Origin of the sequence: Corynebacterium argentoratense, from assembly GCF_021491455.1 — a bacterium.
GTDB lineage: Bacteria > Actinomycetota > Actinomycetes > Mycobacteriales > Mycobacteriaceae > Corynebacterium > Corynebacterium argentoratense_A.
The window spans coordinates 68299-83901 of record NZ_JAKETN010000003.1 but is presented as its reverse complement, the minus strand read 5'-3'; the positions used below and the strand labels follow the sequence as shown (position 1 = coordinate 83901).

Genomic DNA, 15603 nt, shown 5'->3' with positions numbered 1-15603 from the left:
GTTACCTTACTCAATTCTTGGGTTCGTGCTGAGTCTGGGGTTCGTGCTGGGTGTGGGTGGGTTCTAGGTTGACGAGTTGTCGGGCGAGTCTGTCGAATTCGCTGCCCCAGCCTGCGCGGTCGGTGCGGGAAAGTCCGCCCATTTCGATGCCGTCGTTGGTGACGCGGATCCAGATGCGGCGCCGTTTGATGGCTAGTGAGCCGACGAGACCTGCGAGTGTGGCGATGGTGGAGATAAGGACCCATTGTTGGAAGGGGTCGTGGCTGACTTGGAGGTTGATGAATTCGTTGGCGCCGTCGAAGGTGACTTTGGTGCCGTCGTCGAGGGTGACACTGTCGCCGAGCATGAGGTTGACGCGTTCGATTTTTTGGAGGGAGCCGTTGTGGAGTTGTTGTGGGTCGAGGGTGAAGATGTTTTGGCCTCGTCCGGTGTCGAGTCCGTTGTCGCCGCGGTAGATGTCGATGGCGACGGCGGGGTCTTTTTGTTCGGGGTAGGAGGAGGATAGGAGTGCGTTGTTTTCTCCGCTGAATTGGGCGGTGGGTGCGAACAGGCCTTGGATGGCGAGTTGGTTTTGTCGGCGTTCGTAGTCTGTGGGGTACATGCCGGAGGGCGGGTCGAAGCGGAGGACGCCGGAGGAGAGGAAGTAGGTGGCGTCTTCGGGGGCGAATTGGATCATTTGGGTGCGGGTTTCGCCGTTGGGCCAGGTGATGGTGAAGCGTGGGGCGAAGCCGTGGCCTTGGAGGTAGATGCGGTCTCCGTCGAGGCGTAGTGGGTGGTTGACGCGGAGGTCGTAGTTTTTCCACTGGTCTTTGGGGGCGAAGATGTTGTCGCCGTCGGCGTAGGAAATGTTCGAGTTGAACATTTCTGCTTGGCCGTTGGGTAGGTAGTCGGCGTGGAAGTCGTGAACGTCGATGCAAAAGGGGGTGAGGTCGGAGTTTTTGAAGAGGGCTCCGGCACGGACGCTGTCGTAGTTGGCGAGCGCGGTGTTGCAGAATTCGGAGTTTTCGGTTGGGTTGGGGGCGCCGTTGGCGCTGACTCCTGTGTTGGTGACGACGATGGCTTGGCCTTCGTAGTAGTACATTTTTCCGAGGCCGATGCTTGCGAGCATGCCGACGAGGCCTAGGTGGAAGATGAGGTTGCAGATTTCGCGGCTGTATCCGCGTTCTGCGGAGAGGCTGGGGTGGCCTGCGCGGTCTTGTTCGGCGGTGTAGCGGGCGGTGCGCCAGCCTTTGAGTTGTTGTTGTGCGTGGTCGAGGATTTCTTCTGGGGTGCCGGGGTGTGTGGGGGTTCCGAAGGCGCGGTGTGGGAGGCGTTGCATCCTTAGGGGTGCGCGGACGGGTGCGTTGCGGCTGGCGCGGTAGTGGTCGATGGTTCGGGGGATGATGCAGCCGATGAGGGAGATGAATAGGAGGATGTAGATGGCTGTAAACCAGGTGGAGGAGAATACGTCGAAGAGTTGCAGTTTGTCGTAGATTTCGGCGGTTTTTCCGCCGTTGGCGATGTATTCTGCGACTTTGCTTTCGTTGAGGGAGCGTTGTGGGAGGAGTGCTCCGGGGATGGCTGCGATGGCGAGGAGGAAGAGGAGGACGAGTGCTGTGCGCATGCTGGTGAGCCAGCGCCAGGCAAGCTGGGGGTATTTCTTCACTGTTGTTCTTTCACTCCGGTTGTGTTGTGCACAGCGGGTGTGTGGTGGCTGTGCACGGTGTGTTTTTCGCAGCGTGTGTGCATGTGGTTTTTATAGTGCGGGGTTCATGCTGAGCTGGCGGAAGAATCCCACAACATGATCCCACAGGCCGGTGAGTAGTGCACATCCGACGAGGACGAGGGCTATGCCGCCGATGAGTTGGATTGTGCGGGTGTGGTTTCCGAGCCAGTTGATCCAATTGAGGGCGTGGGTGGAGAAGATAGCGAAGAGTATGAAGGGCAGGCCGAGGCCGAGGCAGTAGCCGATGACCATGAGTGCACCGCGGGCTGCGGTGGCGCCTTGGGTTCCTACGGAGATGGAGATGATGGATGCGAGGGTGGGCCCTAGGCAGGGGGTCCAGCCGAGGGCGAAGATGGCGCCGAGGAGGGGTGCGCCGAGCCAGGTGCTGAGTTTTTTGGGGGCGATGCGGGTGGTGTTTTGTAGCCATGGGAGTGCGCCCATGAAGGTGAGCCCCATGAGGATGGTGATGATGCCGCCGATTTTTTGTAGCCAGGTGGCGTTGAGGGTGATGGTGTTGATTGCGCCGAAGATGGAGACGGTGGCGAGGAGGAATATGGTGGTGAAGCCGAGGACGAAGAGGAGTGCGGCTGCGGCGACGTGTGTTTTTTTGTTTATGACGGCGCGTCCGTCGACGATGTTTACGCTGCCGCCGACGATGCTGGCGAGGTAGGACATGTAGCCGGGGACGAGGGGGACGACGCAGGGTGAGGCGAAGCTGATGAGGCCTGCGAGGGCGGCGGCGAGGAAGCCGAGGATGAGTGGGCCGTCGGTGACGAGTTCTGTCACTGTTGTTCCTCTAGTAGGGGTTCGACAATGTTGAGTACTTCGTCGGCGTTGATCTCGCGGAGGAAGACGGCTGCGGGGCGGTGTTGTTTGTCGAGGATGATGGTTGTGGGGGTGACGGATGCGGGGACGCCGCCGAGGGCTGCTGCGGTTTTGAAGGGTGGGTCGTAGATGCTGTCGTAGGTGACGCCGGCGTCTTTGAGGAAGTCGCGGGCTACTTCGGGTGAGTAGTCGCGGACGTTGATGCCGAGGACGGCGCCGCCTTTGTTTGCGATGGTTTCTTGGACGGTTTCTAGGTCGTCTACTTCTGTGCGGCAGGGTCCGCACCATTGACCCCAGGCGTTGAGGACGAGTACTTTGCCCGCGTAGTCGTCGAGGCTGATTGTTTCGCCGGGGTGCATGAGGGATTCGCCGCTGAAGTTGTTGAGGGGTTTTCGCTCATCTTGTGGGTATTGGATGAGGGTTTGTCCGCCGGGGGCGTAGAAGCTGAAGGTGGTGTTTTGTTTGTTGGTGGTGTCGTCGTTGCTGCAGGCGGTGAGGCTGAGGGTGGCGATGAGTGCTGCGGCGAGGGCGAGGGGTTTTGTGCGGCGTGGTTGGGTGCGTGCGGGCATGGTTATAGCTCTTGGGCGGGTTCGGTGTAGTAGATGTCGGTGAGGATGTTGTCTTCGAAGCCGAGGCTGGTGACGCTTGCGAGGTTGCATTGGCGGCTTGCGGGGTTGTGAGCTAGTGGGAGGCCTTGGGCGAATCGTTGGACGCAGACGATGGGTAGTTGGTGGCTGATGAGGATTGCTTCGTGGCCTTCGGCTGCGTCGCGTGCGTTGAGGATGGCGCGCCACATGCGTTCGAGGATGTCACTGTAGGGTTCGCCCCAGCTGGGTTCAGTGGGATCTTTGAGTAGGGGCCAGTAGGCGGGGTTCCACAGGGCACTGTTGATGCCTTTGATTTTGAGGCCTTCGAGTTGGTTGCCTGCTTCGATGAGGTCCTCGTCGGTGGTGATGGGTAGCCCGGTGATTTCGGTGAAGGGCTGGGCGGTTTCTTGTGCGCGTTGCAGTGGGGATGCTGCGAGGTGGATGACGTCGTGTGTAGTGAATGCGCGCGCGGTTGTTACGGCTTGGGTGTGGCCGCGGTCACTGAGGTGGTAGCCGGGGATGCGGCCGTAGAGGATTTTTTCTGGGTTGTGCACTTCGCCGTGGCGGACCAGGTGGACCAGTGTGTGGGTCATGTGTTCCTCTTATTTCGGGTGTGTTGTTGGGCTTTTTATTTGCTGGGTGTGGCTGCTGCTGCGGCTTGTGCCGCTGGGGCGAGTGCGCGTTCGATCTGTTCGAAGTCGTCGTCGCTGAGTGCGGTGGACACGAACCAGGTTTCGAAGACGCTGGGGGAAACGAAGACCCCATTATCCAACAGTGCGTGGAAGAAGGGTGCGAAGCGGTAGGTTTCGGCGGCGGCCATGTCGGCGTAGTTGTTGCCTTGGCCTTCGGCGAAGCGGACGCTGAGCATGTTGGAGGCGCGTTGGATGTGGTGGGCGACGCCTTCTTTGCTGAGGGCTTGGGTGACGAGGCTGTGGAGTCGGTCGGCGTTGGCGTTGACGGTGTCGTAGACGCTGTTGTCTGCGAGTTGAAGGCTGGTGAGACCTGCGGCGACGGCGACGGGGTTTCCGGCGAGGGTGCCGGCTTGGTAAACGGGCCCTTGTGGGGCTAGGTGTTCCATGATGTCGCGGCGGCCGCCGAAGGCTGCGGCGGGGAGTCCGCCGGAGACGACTTTGCCGAAGGTGATAAGGTCTGCGGCGACGCCGTCGATGCCGTACCAGCCTTGGTAGGAGGTGCGGAAACCGGTCATGACCTCGTCGAGGATGAGTAGTGCGCCGTGGGCGTGGGCGATGTCTTTGAGTTGTTGGTTGAATCCGGGCAGGGGTGCGACGGTGCCCATGTTGCCTGCGGCGGCTTCTGCGATGATGCAGGCGATGGTGTCGCCGTGTTCGTTGAATGCTGCGCGGACGGCGTCGATGTCGTTGTAGGGGACGACGATGGTGTCGGCGGCGGTTCCTGGGGTGACGCCTGGGGAGTTGGGTTCGGAGTAGTCGAGGACTCCGGAGCCTGCGGAGACGAGGAGGGAGTCGACGTGGCCGTGGTAGCAGCCTTCGAACTTGAGGATTTTGTTGCGTCCGGTGTATCCGCGGGCGAGGCGGACGGCGGACATGGTTGCTTCGGTGCCGGAGTTGACGAGGCGTACTTCTTCGGCGGCGGTGCGGCTTACGATTTCTTCGGCGAGGAGGATTTCTGCTTCGGTGGGGGCGCCGTAGGAGAGGCCGCGGGTGGCGGCTTGTTGAACGGCTTCGACGATGGCGGGGTGTGCGTTGCCCATGAGCATGGGGCCCCAGGAGCAGAAGAGGTCGATGTATGTGTTGCCGTCGACGTCGTAGAGTTTGGATCCTTGGGCGGAGGCGATGAAGCGAGCTTGTCCGCCGACGGAGTTGAATGCTCGTACGGGTGAGTTGACGCCGCCGGGGGTGAGTTGGCGGGCTTTGTCGAGCAGTTCTCGGGATCGGGTGTGCATGGCGTTCAAGTGTACTTCTCCTACCTGTTAGGAATCTGTGAGTGTCAGGAATCTGTCAGTGTTAAGAGTTAAGAATCCGAGGGTGTCAGGATTTTGTGAGTGCGCGGGTGGCGTGGTGCGCGGCGTGTTGTGCGTCTTCGATGATGGCGGGGACGCCGACGCCATGCTTCCAGGCTCCTGTTAGGGCGATGGCGCCCAGGGGTTGGAGTGCGGTGTCGATGGTGGCTATGCGTTCGGCGTGTCCTACTTGGTAGCAGGGCAGGCCGCCGTACCAGCGTTGGACGAAAATTTCTTCCACTCCGGCGGTGCGTGCGTCGAGGCCGCAGACTGTGTGGAGGTCGTCGAGGGCGGCGTCGACGAGGGTGTCTTCGTCGGCGCGGGCGATGTCGCTGAGCGCGGCGAGGGGGTTGGTGTTGTCGAGGCGTCCGTAGGACACGCGGACGAGGTCTCCGGGGCGCGACCCGATGTGGGGCCATTTTTTGGAGGAGAAGGTGAAGGCTTTGGCTTGCACTGTGGGGTTATCGGCGCGGGAGACGAGGATTCCGGAGTAGTCGGGAAGCCCGCCTTCGGGCAGGCGCAGGCCGACGACGGTGGAGGATGCCACGGGGATGGTGCGCAGGTGTGTGGCGGCTTGGTGAAGGGCCTCTACCCCACTGCGAGAGCAGAGAGCTGCTGCTGTGGGTGCGGGGACAGCGAGGATGAGGGCGTCGACGGTGTCGTTGATGCCTTGGCCGCGGATGGTCCATTGACCACTACCCTGCTGTGCGTTTTGTGCGGGGGTGATGCCGCTGATGAAGGCGTCGATGTGGATCTCGGCGCCGGATTGTTCGGCGAGGGTTTCGTAGAGGTCGGCGTAGCCGCCGACAAAGGTGGAGAAGACTGGCTTTTTGGGTACACCGGGTTGGTCGCCGGGTTGATCGGTGTCGGCGACGTAGGTGGATTGGTTTTTTGTGAGGACTGTTTTTACTGCGCTGGTCAGGCGGGGGGTTTGGCCTGCGGCGACCATGGCGTCGAGTTGTTCAGCGAGGCGTGGGAGTGCTGCGCGAACGCCGATGAGTTCTGGGCTGGATGCGTAGACTCCGCCGAGTAGTGGTTCGACGATGCGTTGGAGGACTTGTTCTCCGTGGGCGTCGCGGACGATGTCGGCGACGGATGCGTCGGCCTGGGTCATGCCGGTGGGGGCTTGCCAGGTGACGGGGTGGTCTTCGTCGATGCGGCGGGCGGTGGCTTCGTCAACGAGGTGGGCGACGCTGTCGGCTGCTGCGGGAATACCCATGAGGGTGCCGCGGGGCAGAGGTTTAAGTTCGCCGTTGCCGTCGGGCAAGTAGAGCATGGAGGGCATGCCGCTGGGTTCGCGTAGGCGGTCGGCTAGCCCTAGTTCGGTGAAGAAGTCTGTGGCGTGTTGTGCTTTTGCGAGGTAGGCTTCGGCACCCATGTCGACGGGGCCGTGTTCGAAGGCGACGGTGCGGAGTTTGCCGCCGATGCGGTCTTCGGCCTCATAGATTTTAATGGTGGCCTGTGGGAGTAGCTTGTGGGTTTCGTGGGCTGCGACAAGCCCTGCGAGGCCTGCGCCGATGATGCCTACGACGGGTGCTTGGGTGTGTTGCTCCATGGGTTCTATCTTTCCTCATGAATGATTTCAACGGCGCGGGTGATGGCGTCGGCGTCGGTGGTGGGCAGGACTCCGTGGCCGAGGTTGAAGATGTGTCCGGTGGCGTTGCCTGCGGCGATGGCGCGGGCGGCTTCGTCTTTGATGCGGTTGATGTGTGTGCGCAGCGCGTCTTCGCTGGCGAAGAGGAGGGCGGGGTCGAGGTTGCCTTGGAGGACTTTGGGTTGTGACGCCGCAGTGATGCGGGAGGCTGCGACGTCGAGGGGGATGCGCCAGTCGACGCCCACGACGTCAGGACCTGCTTCGGCCATGGCGCCGAGGAGTTCGCCTGTGCCGACGCCGAAGTGGATGCGGGGGATGGAGTAGCCTGCGTCGCGGACGCTGGCGAGGATGCGTTGGGAGTAGGGCAGGACGTAGGTGCGGTAGTCGGCTTCGGAGAGGAACCCTACCCAGGAGTCGAAGAGTTGCATGGCGTCGATGCCGGCGTCGAGTTGGGTGCGCAGGAAGGTGGTGATGGTGGGGACGAGGCGTTCCATGAGGGCGTGCCAGTCGTCGGGGTTGTCGTGCATGAGGGTTTTGGTGCGTTCGTGGTTTTTGCTGGGGCCGCCTTCGATGAGGTAGCTGGCGAGGGTGAAGGGTGCGCCGACGAAGCCGATGAGGGCTTGGGTTGGGGTGAGTTCTTCGTTGATGAGGGTGATGCCTTGGGCGACTTCTTCGACGTTTGTGTCGAGGATGGGGAGGGCGTCGATGTCTGCGCGGGTGCGGATGGGGGCGGCCATGACGGGTCCGCGGCCGGGGACGATGTCGACGTCGATGCCTGCGGCTTTTAAGGGGACGACGATGTCGGAGAAGAGGATGGCGGCGTCGACGTCGTGTCGGCGGACGGGTTGCATGGTGATTTCTGCCAGCAACTCCGGCATGAAGCAGGAGTCCAGCATGGGGATGCCTTCGCGGACTTGTTTGTATTCGGGAAGGCTGCGGCCTGCTTGTCGCATGAACCAGACGGGTGTGCGTTCGGGTGTGAGGCCCGCTGCGGCTTGGAGGAGGGGCGCTTGCGGTGTGGGCAACATAGGCGCCATTGTGCCAGCACATCACACTTTGGTGAAAGCGAGCGCCCCCTAAAGCTTGAGAGCTATGTCAACCTTTAGTTTGAGGTGTTGTTTTAGTTCTTTTCCGGGCTGCGGTCTTTAAACACGATATAGGCGGATATGCAGGCGAGAACGCCGGTGAGGATGTTTGCCCAGCCGTTGGCGATGAGCAGCGGTGCCGGAACATCGACCGCGAGGGGGAAGAAGGCGCTGAGGATGCGGCTGCCGAGGAACACGGACCATACCATCAGGATTCGTGACGCCGCGATGGATTCTGGCCTGCGTTGGTAGACGTATGCAGCGACCAGGCCTGCGCAGGTCATAGCGAATTTGATGAAGCCTGCGAAGGCGACGGAGCTCCACATCAAGATCGGGCGCATGGCTTCTACTTGGGCTGCGCCTTCTTCACCTGCGGGCCCATCGGCGCCGACGGCGGAGAATACTTCGTCGAAGAGTTGGGGGTTGGATATTTGGATCCAACCGAAGACTATTTGGTGGACGAATTCGACGATGATCAATACCCACCAGAGGCGTACGAGAAGTTTCATCACAGGTCTGCCTGGCGGCGAAGTTCGCGGGCGGCGTCTACCGCTGCATAGGTGAGGATCATGTCGGCACCGGCGCGTTTGATGGAGGTGAGTGCTTCCATCATGACGGCGTCACCGTCGACCCAGCCCTTATTGGACGCGGCTTTGATCATGGCGTACTCCCCCGACACTTGGTATGCCGCGACGGGGACCGGGGATATGTCGGCCACCTGACGGAGCACATCGAGGTAAGGCAAAGCGGGTTTGACCATGACGATGTCTGCACCTTCGGCGACGTCGAGTTCGACTTCCAGTAGGGATTCGCGGGCATTGCCGGGGTCCTGCTGGTAGGTGCGGCGGTCGCCTTGGAGGCTGGAGCCGACGGCGTCGCGGAAGGGTCCAAAGAAGGCGGAGGCGTATTTCGCCGAGTAGGCCATGATCGCAACATCGGTGTGGCCACGATCGTCGAGGCCTTCCCTGATGGCGTCAATTTGGCCATCCATCATGCCGGAGGGGCTGACCATGTGAGCACCGGCGTCCGCTTGGGCCTGCGCCATTTTCACGTAGAGGTCGAGGGTGGCGTCGTTGTCGACGACGCTGCGACCCCATCGATCCTGCGTGAGTACGCCGCAGTGCCCGTGGTCGGTGAATTCGTCCAGGCAGGTATCGGCCATGACGATGACGTCGTCGCCGAAACGCTGGCGCACCGCTGCGATTGCCCGGTTGAGGATGCCGTCGTCGGCCCATGCCTGGCTGCCTAGGGCGTCTTTGGTGTCGTCCGCGGGGACGCCAAACAGGTCGATGCAGCGAACGCCAACGGACGCGGCGTCATCAATGGCTTTGAGGAGCGTATCCATGGAATGCCGCATCACGCCGGGCATCGAGGTGATTTCTGTGGCCTCGGATTCGGTGGTGACGAACATCGGGAGGATGAAGTCGCTGGGGTGCAGACGCGTTTCGGACACGAGGCCTCGCATCGCCGGGGTGGTGCGCAGCCGACGAGGACGCCGGACGATCCCGCGGGAGGTGGCGTGTGCGGCGTGGGCCGCATCATAGCTAGCGTTGGACAAACCCTTGTCGGAGATCACTTGTTAAGAACCAGCCTTTCGAGCACGACGCTTTTTCCTAGGGGGCGGCAACTGGCCTGCCGCGCGGAGGTGAGCCACGTGATCCGCCAGGGCATCGACGAGTTCTGCGACACCCGCGACCTCGGGCTGCACGTCAACACGCAGGCCTAATTCGGTGGCTGCCGCAGCAGCCATGGGCCCGATACAGGCAATGATAGTGCGGGCATGGGGCTTGCCCGCGATGCCCACGAGGTTACGGACCGTGGACGCGGAGGTGAAACAGACTGCGTCGAAACCGCCGGATTTGATCATTTCGCGGACTTCGGCGGACGGTGGGGCTGCACGAACGGTGCGGTAGGACACGACGTCATCGACTTCCCACCCGAGCGCGTGGATACCGTCGACAAGCACGTCGGTGGCAATATCTGCGCGCGGCAGGAGGACGCGCCCGACGGGGTCGAGGTCGGGGTCGAATTCGGGGAAAACGTCGACGAGGCCAGCGGAGTTCTGCTGGGTCGGTTTGGGCAGCAGTTCCGGGGTGATGCCCAGGGCCTCGATGGCTTCAGCGGTTTTAGCGCCGACCGCCGCGATGCGCACGCCAGCGAAGGAGCGCGAGTCCAGGCCGAATTCTTGCATCTTCGCCCACAGGGAGCGAACGGCATTAACACTGGTCAGGACGATCCACTGGTAGCGGCCCTCGACGATACCCTTGATTGCACGTTCCATTTGCGCGGGATTGCGCGGCGGTTCCACCGAGATCGTCGGGACTTCCATGGGGATGGCACCGTGGGCGGACAGACGGGTAGACATGGGGCCTGCCTGCTCTTTGGCGCGGGGCACCAGCACACGCCAGCCGTAGAGCGCACGGTTTTCCCACCAGGCGTATTTGAAGCGTTCATCGACGCTTTTACCAATGGTGACCACCATGGGCGGTGACGTCGCGAGGACGGGGGCGTCCGCGGCGTCAACATTGCCGAGCATGCCGAGGGTGGTATCGAAGGTGCGCTGCAAGCGGGTGGTGCCGTTGACGGTGACGCTGACGGGCACTGCCGAGCCCACTCCGCGGTTGAGGAGCTGCTCAGAGATGACCGGCAGTTGCGCGCTGACCACTTGGAGAACCAGCGGCTGGGGTGCGCCCACAAGTCCGTCCCACAGGGCGTCATCGGTGGCGAGGACATCCGCGGGGATGGAGGAAATATCGGTTTCTGTGTAGGTGGAGCCCAGGGCGATACCGGCGAAGGCTGGCACGGTGGAGGGCACCGACATGCCGGGCACGATCTGGAAATTCATTCCAGCGGCCTGTACTGCTTCGATTTCGGATTGGATGCGTTCGCTGCTCAGGGGGTTTCCGGCGACGAGACGGACGACGTCCGCACCTTGGCTGAGCCTTTCGGCGAGCATCACTACGATGTCGGCGGGGGTTGATGCCTCTGGCACATCCACGATGTCTGCGGCTGAGGGGGGCTCGGGGCGGGGCGGGCGCCTGCGCGTGCCCTGTTCTTTGGCTTGTTGGACGATGCGCTCGTAGTCACGCTCGGCCTCGTCGAGTTTGTCTTGGGGGACGGCCAGTTCGCTGGCGACGACCCCACGCACCCCCGGCAGGACCTGTGGGTCACACACGCACATGCGGGTACGGCTGAGGATCTCGCGGGCACGGATGGTCAGCAAATCCGGATTGCCGGGCCCTGCCCCAACAAACCACACGGTACTGCTAGCCGGAAGTGTCATAAACGTCAGTCAGCCTTAAAATTCGTCGAACACTCCTGGCTTGTTCCCCTGGGGGGTCGGCCAAGAATGAGAGAAACACACGCGCACGCATTCTTAAAGGTGAACACGTCAACCTTTACACGATAAAGCAAACTTCGCCCAGGGTCTAACTACCCGATGTTTAGGCCGCGGGCAGTCAGGTGGGCGCCGACGAGCTCCGCGAGACGTTCGGCTGTGTCTGGACTATTGAGGCAACCACTGACGCTGACTTTCTCGTAGACGCCATCGGGATCAAAATGCCCTGCGGTCAGCTTTAATTGATCGCCGTCGATGGTAGCGGATGCGCCGATCGGGGCGGTGCATCCCGCCTGTAAGACACGCAAAACCCCGCGTTCGGCATCGGTACACAGCGTTGTTTCGGGGCACGCAATTGAGTTGAGCAGTGCGACGGTATCCTCGTCGTCTGCGCGGCATTCGACCGCTAGCGCTCCTTGGGCCGGTGCACACAGCAGTTCCTCAGTGTCGAACACGTAGGATGCGTCCGGCAGTACGCCGAGACGGTTGAGGCCTGCAGCGGCGAGCACCACGGCGTCAAGACGTCCATCGCGGACCTGCCCTATGCGTGAATCAATATTTCCGCGCAGGGGCACCACGTCGAGGTCGGGGCGCAGCGTCCGGATCTGACCAACGCGGCGGGGGGCAGAGGTGCCGATACGAGCACCTGATGGGAGGGTGTCCAAGGTCAGCCCGTCGCGGGCAACCAGAACGTCCCGACGGTCTTCCCGCTGGGGCACGACGAGGTGGAAGCGGGGATCATCGGCGGAGGGTAAGTCTTTGAAGGAGTGCACGGCGACGTCGATGCGGCCGCCGTGGAGTGCCTCGCGCAGCGTTTGGGTGAACACGCCAACGCCGATGCGCTCAACTGGCGCCTGGGAGCGGTCACCCGGGGTGGAGATGATCTCTAGGCGCCACTGGGCCCCCTGCTGCCCCAGTGCTTCGGCGACGTGGGTGCTTTGAGTACGCGCCAGCGCACTGCCCCGGGTACCAATCCGCAACACCATAATTTTTCTACCTTTCGTCCAGCGCAAACATGCGCTGCAATACGTCTGAGGATTCCACTGTTTCGTCGGCCTCTACTAGGCGCTTGGCCTGCACAATCGGTTCGTGTAGGAGTTTGTCAGCGACGCGACGCAGTGCAGAGTGCATTTCTTCAGCCTGCTGTTCACTGAGGCCTAGCCGGGTGGTGATGCGCGAGAGCTCTTCGGCAACAACAGTGTCCCCGCGGCGTCGCACTGCGGCGATATCCCCGGAGATTCGGCGTGCGCGCAACTGGCCGGCCACTTGGGATAATTCTTCGGCTACGATCTGCTCGGCCATCTGCTCCCCTGTCGCCGACACCTGGTGGTGGTGCTCACCCAAGCGGGGAATGTTCACCAGCGTTGCCCCATGGTCTTCCACCGAGTCCTGAATATCGCGCGGCATCGATAGGTCGATGAACAAGGGGACACGCTGCCCCACCCGGGCCTTCGACGCGGCAACATCTTCACCCCGGATGGTGTAGCTGCGGGCGCCAGTGGCAGAGATAACAACGTCGACACCGTCTAGGGCATGAGCCCTGGCATCGAAATCAACGACGCGCGCGGGAACACCGGCCTGCCGGGCATGTTCAGCCAAAGCCTCGGCCCGGCTGCGGGTTCGGTTGGCGATGACCAACTCGGAGGCCTCCAGTCGGCCTGCATGGGTGGCGGCGAGTGAGGCCATCACCCCAGCACCGAGAACCAACACGCGGCGCCCCCGAAGCGAGGTAATTCCCGCAACCTCGAACGCCAAGGAGACCATGGATGCACCAGCATCGTCAATCTCCGTTTCGCTATGGACCCTTTTGCCTGCGCGCAACGCAGATTGGGCGATGCTGTGCAAAACGGGCCCTGCGCCTGCACCGCGGTAGGCCTGGCGCACCTGCCCGATGATTTGCTGCTCCCCCACCACCATAGATTCCAAGCCTGCGGCAACCCTGATGAGGTGTTCAGCTGCCGGCGTTCCTGCGAAGGTGTAGGTTACTGCCCGCACGTCCGACACAGGTATCGCACTGTGTTGAGCAATGACGTCGAGGATGTCCGTGTGGGCAGCAACCATCGCGGCGTCATCGTCCATCTGGTCTGCATCGTTTTCCTGCGCGAGCACCGCGTACACCTCGAAGCGGTTGCAAGTGGACACAACCATAGCTTCGGAAATGGTGGGCAGCGACAGCAGGTCGGCGGTGAAAGCGTCTTGTTGTTCCGGCGCCATGCTGAGGCGTTCGAGGATGTCGACGGGCGCGCAGCGGTGCGACGACCCGACACAAACGACCCGATCCATTGGCGATCCTTCAACAAGCGAGAAAACTATAACCTGAACCAAAATGCTCAAACTTTAGGCTGATACCTATTCCACTCTAAAGAATTAGGTTCACTGTCAAGCAAACCTAGACCGCCTACACAGGACTCACAACAAAGCAAGTGCTAACTCACCGTTATCAACCTCCCAGCAGGCAAACTCCTCCCCATCAATGACGACCACCGGCACCCGATCCCCGAACTCCGCAGCAAGCCCGCGATCAGTGTCAACGTCGACGATCTCGAGCACGCAGCCCGCCTGTTCAACCACCGGAGCAATCTGCGCCTGCACCCGGGCACAAGAACCACAGGTACGCCGCACCATCAATTCCACCAGTTTTCCGCCGCAACCCTCAGTCGAAGACATTCGCATCCACCTTTCATCACACTTTTAACCCACGGCCGCAGCCCCACAGTTGACGCAGAGCCTAGGATATATAAAGAACCCCAGACCGACCCCGCCCGAAAGGCACCCGTTGAGCACCACCCCAGAGGAATTCATCGCCCATTGGACAGCCTCACGTGGCAATCTGCGGCGCTTCCTCGAAGAACACGCTTTACCCCCGGTCAATGACCGCGCCCAGCGGACAGCTGGTGAAGCCGCCGCACGTGCCGCATTCACCGCCGTGGCGGATTCCTACGAACTAGAAGAAGAAGACTTCGCCTCCGGAGTCGCTACCGTCAGCGGGGCCTTCCAAGCAGCAGACGCCACCCAACGCGCCACAGGACACAACACCACCAACCCCTCCCCCACCCCGGCCACCAGCACAGCCGCCTTCTTCGACGTCGACAACACCCTCATCCAAGGCGCCTCAATCATCGTCTTCGCCACAGGACTGTACCGCCGGAAATACTTCTCCCTGCGTGAACTCATCCCCGTGGCGTGGAAACAATTGAAATTCCGGGTCACCGGAAACGAAAACGCCGATGACGTCGAAGAAGGCCGCCAACAAGCCCTAGAGTTCATCAAAGGGCGCAGCGTCGAGGAACTCGTCACCCTGTGCGAGGACATCGTGGACACCCACATGTCGGACAAAATCTGGCCAGGAACCCAAGCCCTCGTGCAACAACACCTAGACGCCGGCGACCAAGTATGGCTCGTCTCCGCCACCCCGGTACAGCTAGCGCAGATCCTCGCCCGCAAGCTCGGCTGCACAGGCGCCCTAGGCACCGTCGCCGAGGTTAAAGACGGCCGATTCACAGGCCGCCTCGTAGGCGATATCCTGCACGGCCCCGGCAAAAAACATGCAGTCGCCGCACTAGCCGCAATTGAAGGCCTCGACCTCGACACATGCACCGCATATTCAGACTCAATTAATGACGTCCCGATGCTCACCATGGTCGGCCATGCCGTTGCCGTCAACCCCGACCGCCAGCTACAAAAAATGGCCAAGCTACACGAGTGGCCGATCGAGGACTACCGCAGCATCCGCAAGGCCATCAAAACCTTCGGCCTACCCGCAGTGCTCGCCGCCGCCGTAAGCCTGACGTGGCGCGTATTACGCCGCTAACTGCAGCGTAGCTTTACAGCTGGTGGGGATAAGGTCATGTTCTTCACTACACTCGCCTAGCGGCTCATAATCGTTCAGCCCATGACCTTATCCCCACCACATCAAGCATGATTCCGACAACAGTCACCGGGCAGATCAAAACCGTTCAGCCCATGACCTTTCCCCACCATGTCAAAGAAAGCCCCTACATACGCAAACGCACCCCAGGCTGGTACCTTCCTGGGGTGCGTGGATGCGCGAGGACTTACTTGCCGAGTTTCCGTCGCTGAACGCGAGTACGGCGGAGCATCTTGCGGTGCTTCTTCTTGGACATGCGCTTGCGGCGCTTCTTAATAACTGAACCCATGGGGTTTCCTCGCTTTATTACTTCGAAGTCTTAAAATGTACGACTAGCCATCATAGCCTTCTGGCTACGAGTGGCAAAACTTGATCTAGCCCGCAGCGTATGTGGAGCTGTTCAAGTAGGCGCTGATGGCGCTTTCGTGCACACGGAATGAGCGGCCCACGCGCACTGCCGGGAGTTCACCGGAATGCACCAGGCGATACACGGTCATTTTTGATACGCGCATCATTTCGGCAACTTCAGCTACCGTCAAGAACTTTCCGTTGTCTTGGTTGTTGTTCATATATATCTACCCTTCAGCCCGTGACGCGCTGTAGGCTTCCCCTCCCACAGTA

General features: G+C 61.4%; 16 protein-coding genes. 1 reads left to right on the top strand and 15 read right to left on the bottom strand.

The window, feature by feature from the left end; all coding sequences use genetic code 11:
- Positions 1–10 precede the first annotated feature (10 nt).
- From L1C91_RS04735 to L1C91_RS04675, 13 genes are all read right to left on the bottom strand, one after another.
- Positions 11–1603, bottom strand: a complete 1593-nt coding sequence (locus L1C91_RS04735; protein ID WP_234858433.1) for a cytochrome c biogenesis protein ResB — start codon at positions 1601–1603, stop codon at positions 11–13.
- Positions 1604–1735: 132 nt separating this feature from the next.
- Positions 1736–2491: a cytochrome c biogenesis CcdA family protein gene (locus L1C91_RS04730; RefSeq protein ID WP_234858265.1), complete on the bottom strand. Its 756-nt coding sequence runs from the start codon at positions 2489–2491 to the stop codon at positions 1736–1738.
- A complete protein-coding gene (locus L1C91_RS04725; protein WP_234858264.1) occupies positions 2488–3099 on the bottom strand; it encodes a TlpA family protein disulfide reductase in 612 nt (203 codons plus the stop codon). The genes L1C91_RS04730 and L1C91_RS04725 overlap by 4 nt, the downstream gene beginning before the upstream one ends.
- A gap of 2 nt (positions 3100–3101) precedes the next feature.
- Positions 3102–3710 (bottom strand): histidine phosphatase family protein, encoded by a 609-nt coding sequence (locus tag L1C91_RS04720; RefSeq protein WP_234858263.1) that lies wholly within the window; start codon positions 3708–3710, stop codon positions 3102–3104.
- A gap of 35 nt (positions 3711–3745) precedes the next feature.
- Positions 3746–5041: a glutamate-1-semialdehyde 2,1-aminomutase gene (gene hemL / locus L1C91_RS04715; protein WP_234858262.1), complete on the bottom strand. Its 1296-nt coding sequence runs from the start codon at positions 5039–5041 to the stop codon at positions 3746–3748.
- Between the two features lie 85 nt (positions 5042–5126).
- Positions 5127–6653: a protoporphyrinogen oxidase gene (gene hemG, locus L1C91_RS04710; RefSeq protein WP_234858261.1), complete on the bottom strand. Its 1527-nt coding sequence runs from the start codon at positions 6651–6653 to the stop codon at positions 5127–5129.
- 5 nt (positions 6654–6658) lie between these two features.
- A complete protein-coding gene (gene hemE / locus L1C91_RS04705) occupies positions 6659–7720 on the bottom strand; it encodes a uroporphyrinogen decarboxylase (protein ID WP_234858260.1) in 1062 nt (353 codons plus the stop codon).
- Positions 7721–7812: 92 nt separating this feature from the next.
- Complete coding sequence (locus L1C91_RS04700; RefSeq protein WP_234858259.1) at positions 7813–8286, bottom strand: hypothetical protein; 474 nt, start codon at positions 8284–8286, stop codon at positions 7813–7815.
- On the bottom strand, positions 8286–9242 hold the full coding sequence (gene hemB, locus L1C91_RS04695) for a porphobilinogen synthase (protein WP_234858432.1): 957 nt from the start codon (positions 9240–9242) through the stop codon (positions 8286–8288). The genes L1C91_RS04700 and hemB overlap by 1 nt, the downstream gene beginning before the upstream one ends.
- A 114-nt stretch (positions 9243–9356) precedes the next feature.
- Positions 9357–11060, bottom strand: a complete 1704-nt coding sequence (locus tag L1C91_RS04690; RefSeq protein ID WP_234858258.1) for a uroporphyrinogen-III synthase — start codon at positions 11058–11060, stop codon at positions 9357–9359.
- 149 nt (positions 11061–11209) lie between these two features.
- The gene (hemC, locus tag L1C91_RS04685) at positions 11210–12100 is read right to left on the bottom strand and encodes a hydroxymethylbilane synthase (RefSeq protein WP_234858257.1); all 891 of its coding nucleotides are present in this window, start codon (positions 12098–12100) and stop codon (positions 11210–11212) included.
- Positions 12101–12107: 7 nt separating this feature from the next.
- Positions 12108–13397 (bottom strand): glutamyl-tRNA reductase, encoded by a 1290-nt coding sequence (gene hemA / locus L1C91_RS04680; protein ID WP_234858256.1) that lies wholly within the window; start codon positions 13395–13397, stop codon positions 12108–12110.
- 126 nt (positions 13398–13523) lie between these two features.
- Positions 13524–13781, bottom strand: a complete 258-nt coding sequence (locus L1C91_RS04675; protein ID WP_234858255.1) for a glutaredoxin family protein — start codon at positions 13779–13781, stop codon at positions 13524–13526.
- A 109-nt stretch (positions 13782–13890) separates the two neighbouring features.
- Between L1C91_RS04675 and L1C91_RS04670 the strand changes: the two genes are divergently transcribed.
- On the top strand, positions 13891–14925 hold the full coding sequence (locus L1C91_RS04670; RefSeq protein WP_234858254.1) for an HAD family hydrolase: 1035 nt from the start codon (positions 13891–13893) through the stop codon (positions 14923–14925).
- 244 nt (positions 14926–15169) lie between these two features.
- Here the strand turns inward: L1C91_RS04670 and L1C91_RS04665 are convergent, their stop codons facing one another.
- A complete protein-coding gene (locus L1C91_RS04665) occupies positions 15170–15271 on the bottom strand; it encodes a 30S ribosomal protein bS22 (protein ID WP_003855542.1) in 102 nt (33 codons plus the stop codon).
- 85 nt (positions 15272–15356) lie between these two features.
- A complete protein-coding gene (locus L1C91_RS04660) occupies positions 15357–15551 on the bottom strand; it encodes a helix-turn-helix domain-containing protein (protein WP_020975501.1) in 195 nt (64 codons plus the stop codon).
- Positions 15552–15603: the final 52 nt, after the last annotated feature.

Excerpts from the sequence above, each read along its gene's own strand:
- L1C91_RS04675 (WP_234858255.1), bottom strand. The coding sequence starts at position 13,781 with ATGTCTTCGACTGAGGGTTGCGGCGGAAAACTGGTGGAATTGATGGTG.
- L1C91_RS04720 (WP_234858263.1), bottom strand. The coding sequence starts at position 3,710 with ATGACCCACACACTGGTCCACCTGGTCCGCCACGGCGAAGTGCACAAC.
- hemC (WP_234858257.1), bottom strand. The coding sequence starts at position 12,100 with ATGGTGTTGCGGATTGGTACCCGGGGCAGTGCGCTGGCGCGTACTCAA.
- hemE (WP_234858260.1), bottom strand. The coding sequence starts at position 7,720 with ATGTTGCCCACACCGCAAGCGCCCCTCCTCCAAGCCGCAGCGGGCCTC.
- L1C91_RS04660 (WP_020975501.1), bottom strand. The coding sequence starts at position 15,551 with ATGAACAACAACCAAGACAACGGAAAGTTCTTGACGGTAGCTGAAGTT.
- hemA (WP_234858256.1), bottom strand. The coding sequence starts at position 13,397 with ATGGATCGGGTCGTTTGTGTCGGGTCGTCGCACCGCTGCGCGCCCGTC.
- hemG (WP_234858261.1), bottom strand. The coding sequence starts at position 6,653 with ATGGAGCAACACACCCAAGCACCCGTCGTAGGCATCATCGGCGCAGGC.
- L1C91_RS04725 (WP_234858264.1), bottom strand. The coding sequence starts at position 3,099 with ATGCCCGCACGCACCCAACCACGCCGCACAAAACCCCTCGCCCTCGCC.
- L1C91_RS04700 (WP_234858259.1), bottom strand. The coding sequence starts at position 8,286 with ATGAAACTTCTCGTACGCCTCTGGTGGGTATTGATCATCGTCGAATTC.
- hemL (WP_234858262.1), bottom strand. The coding sequence starts at position 5,041 with ATGCACACCCGATCCCGAGAACTGCTCGACAAAGCCCGCCAACTCACC.
- L1C91_RS04690 (WP_234858258.1), bottom strand. The coding sequence starts at position 11,060 with ATGACACTTCCGGCTAGCAGTACCGTGTGGTTTGTTGGGGCAGGGCCC.
- L1C91_RS04735 (WP_234858433.1), bottom strand. The coding sequence starts at position 1,603 with ATGCGCACAGCACTCGTCCTCCTCTTCCTCCTCGCCATCGCAGCCATC.
- L1C91_RS04665 (WP_003855542.1), bottom strand. The coding sequence starts at position 15,271 with ATGGGTTCAGTTATTAAGAAGCGCCGCAAGCGCATGTCCAAGAAGAAG.
- hemB (WP_234858432.1), bottom strand. The coding sequence starts at position 9,242 with ATGCGAGGCCTCGTGTCCGAAACGCGTCTGCACCCCAGCGACTTCATC.